Annotated in this window: 4 protein-coding genes; all 4 read right to left on the reverse strand. The window is 45.2% G+C overall.

From position 1 onward, the window contains the following. A partial coding sequence (locus tag ABEV74_RS22575) for an aldehyde dehydrogenase family protein (protein ID WP_430149863.1) occupies positions 1-1,005 on the reverse strand: 1,005 nt, incomplete at its 3' end. Between the two features lie 21 nt (positions 1,006-1,026). Then, positions 1,027-2,121, reverse strand: coding sequence for a glycoside hydrolase family 117 protein (locus tag ABEV74_RS22580; protein WP_009225676.1), 1,095 nt, complete (start codon positions 2,119-2,121; stop codon positions 1,027-1,029). Positions 2,122-2,236: 115 nt separating this feature from the next. Beyond that, positions 2,237-2,374 (reverse strand): hypothetical protein, encoded by a 138-nt coding sequence (locus ABEV74_RS22585; RefSeq protein WP_430149866.1) that lies wholly within the window; start codon positions 2,372-2,374, stop codon positions 2,237-2,239. A gap of 64 nt (positions 2,375-2,438) precedes the next feature. After that, the coding region (locus ABEV74_RS22590) for a sulfatase/phosphatase domain-containing protein (protein WP_430149868.1) at positions 2,439-2,968 on the reverse strand (530 nt) is incomplete at its 5' end.

Here is a 2,968-nt window from a genome sequence, read left to right on the forward strand (position 1 = left end):
TTGTTCCAGTTTTTCCAATTCCCCTCGACTAACTTTTGGTCCGATATCGGGATCTTGCATCGGATCGCCTACGCTCAACATCTGAACTTCCGCGATGAATTTTTCCATGAACTCATCGTAAATCGATTCGTGAATATACATTCTTTCGTTGCAAGTACACACTTGCCCGCCATTTGTAAAACGGGAAATAACCGCAGCTTTCACCGCTTTGTCCACTTCCGCATCGTCCATAACGATAAATGGTGCTTTACCACCTAATTCAAGACGAAGCACTTTGATTCTGTCTGCTGCATCTCGGTAAATCTCTTTTCCTGCTTCCGTGCTGCCGGTTAGCGTTATCAATCGGGTGAGCGGATGACGGACAAGAACTCGTCCCACTTCACTTCCCGATCCGGTAATCACATTCAGCACTCCGGCTGGAATGCCGACTTTTTGAGCCAGTTTCGCCAATTCCAGCACGGCTAGCGGAGTTACTGACGGCGGTTTGACAATCATGCTGTTGCCGCAAACCAGGGCATTCCCCAATTTTCGGGCAGCCAGTGCCAACGGAAAATTCCAGGCGACAATCCCGGCAGTCACACCGTACGGTACACGTTGGATCCAGATCTGTTCATTTTCGTTCTCAGATGGCAGGATCTCCCCTTCAATTCGACGCGCATGCTCAGAAGCATATTGCAGGAACAGTGCTGCCCCGTCTACTTCCCCCATCGCTTCGCGCAACGGTTTTCCTTGTTCAGAAGTCAAAATTTCTGCAATCTGACGCTTGTTTTTCTTCAATTCTTCTGCTAATGCATGGATATAGCCCGCTCTCGTAACCGGAGAAAGTTTTCTCCATTCCTTTTGCGCTTGATCAGCCGTTTCGAGGGCGTAAATCGTATCTTGTTCTGTACCTGCCGGAACCGTTGCAATAATCTCCTCATTTGACGGGTTTTCGACTTCGATTGTCCTTCCGGAAGACGATTCGACCCATTCTCCATTAATATACATCTTGTATTGTTTGACCATGCACAGCTCTCCTTTTCCAATTCACTGATTTCGCTTGGGGGATTTTCCAAGCCAGAGCTCTTCGGGGTTGATTTTGTTCATGTAATAATGCTTGAAACTTTCATCCACGGTGTACATCTGAATATAATTCCACTTGGAATGTACGTTATGACAAAGACCCCATCGGAGGCCTTCCAACGGAGAGCGGTCGGCATCTGGTGTTCGATAAGGTCCGGGAGCTTCCGGCGGATTTTTAATCACGGCTTCAATCTCAAAATTTATACCGTCCGGGGCATATTGAATGGTATTTTTTTCAGGGCCGTCTGTCGTCAACAGCGCAGCCATCCCTCCACGATACTGCCATAAGCAGGTTTCATGACCGCTATTTGTGATCGGATTGTATTCGGATTTGACATAAGGGCCTTCCGGATGATCGGCGATGGCAACTCCCCATTTAGTCGTTCGCCCGCCGAAATTCATTTCCTCACCCATTTGTTCACCTTTGTAATACAACCAGAACTGATTATTGTAAAAAAACAACGTCGGGTCATGAACCTTTAAGCTGTCAAAATCGCCTTTGTGTTTTACCGTCAGACGATTGTCATCATCACCAAACCATTCTCCATTGTTGGACGGCCGCAAAATCGGTTCATCCAACTTTCGCCATGGCCCTTCCGGTGACTCCGCGACTGCCATTGCGATGTTCTCCAAAGTTCTTAATGTATAAGGGGATTGAACAACCTGGTAAACAAGGTAAAATTTATCCTCATGATGCAAAATTTCCGGTGTAAAAACACTTCGATCATCGTACGAACCTTTTGGCCCCCGGCCGATCGCCCTTCCCCTTTCCGTCCAATTCACGCCGTCCGGGGAAGTGGCGTACCAGACTTCCGACAAATCCCAAGGAAACACTTTCGCATCTGGATCACCTGTTTGGAAACCTGCTGCTTCACCTTCCGTTTTGGTGTACCACACATAATACAAATCATTGACTTTAATGACACTGCTGGGATCTCTGCGATGAACGCCCTCTTCATATCCCAGACCCTGAACAGGAGAAATTCGAAATTCGCAAAACCAGTCGCTGTTTTTCGTGTACTGTTTCGCTCGTTTCGTTGCTGCACTTTCTTTTCTCATTCAACAATGCCCCTTTCCATGATGATTGGGATAAAAATAGTATACGGTTCCATTATTGAATATCGAATGATATGAATTGGAACTTTGTTTCGCTATATTTCATTATATATGCGGCTTATCCAATCGTCAATTCACATATCAGTTGAAGCGCATGTTCGTTTGATTGTCTTCTGCTTGTAATGTTTTTTCTTTTTTTGTTTTTATCTTCTAATTCAATGGGGGGATCTATTCTCGTATGTTCAATTTTGATCATTAAAAACATCCTCCTGTTTAATTGTTGGTTTTCTTTCTTCAAACAGGAGGAATGAAGGAATGTTTTACGCACCAGTCATACGTTTGGTGTCCCAGCGATCAGTGCGGATCAATTCCCTCAGCATTTGTTCCATTAATAATTGCTTGACATGAGAACAAGACGGATCAAACCATAAGTTTTTCTGTTCATACGGGTCTTCCAGCAAATCATATAGCAATCCGTCCTCTGTATTTATATAAACGGTCATTTTATAGCGTTCCGTTACAATTGTCCGCATTCTGCACACTTCGGGAGGAAACCAGTCTTCATCATATTCCACAATCGCTGGCCGCGGAGGAAGGTTATCGCCATGTTCGATAATCGGGCGTAACGAACGGCCGGGAAGCCCGAGCGGTTTGGCATATTGAATCCCTCTAACATCCATTACAGCAGGGTCGATTCCCGCCATATCCAAAACGGTAGGAACAAAATTCAATACAACTTGTTCATTCAAACTGTCTTTTTTCATGGATTTAGGCATTTTCCATATAAACGGAACTAGAACCAGTTCTTCCCATGGCCATTCCCCTTTTGTAATTAGGGCTTGCTGAACGG

Origin of the sequence: Paenibacillus cisolokensis (assembly GCF_050481165.1) — a bacterium.
Lineage (GTDB): Bacteria > Bacillota > Bacilli > Paenibacillales > Paenibacillaceae > Paenibacillus_AH > Paenibacillus_AH cisolokensis.